This window comes from Cobetia sp. SIMBA_158 (assembly GCF_046566945.1).
Taxonomy (GTDB): Bacteria; Pseudomonadota; Gammaproteobacteria; order Pseudomonadales; family Halomonadaceae; genus Cobetia; species Cobetia amphilecti.
This window is the reverse complement of the sequence record NZ_JAWJYL010000748.1, coordinates 1-252: the sequence shown is the minus strand read 5'-3', so window position 1 is coordinate 252 and position 252 is coordinate 1. Positions and strand designations below refer to the sequence as shown.

At 46.4% G+C, this 252-nt stretch carries 1 pseudogene; it reads right to left on the bottom strand.

Annotated features, from left to right (window positions below):
• A pseudogene (locus R2R70_RS21795) lies at window positions 1-252 on the bottom strand (hypothetical protein); the annotation flags it as partial.

Below are 252 nucleotides of genomic sequence, written 5' to 3'. Positions count from 1 at the left end.
AAGCAAGCGTATAACCAGCAGCGTGCAACTTTTTGAGTCCGTCATCGACATCTGGATAGGCAACCGTTTTGCTACCACTGAGGTTTTTATAAGCCTCAAAAAATATTTGCTCTGCGTGATCGGCTTCCTCAACCGTTAGCTCACCATCTGCTACTTCTACCTTGCCAACCAAAGCGCGTTCTACGAGCAGTCGTGAACCATTTCCTATCCAATTGCGTATCGTCTCGATAGGGTAAGTGTCTTTACCCAATG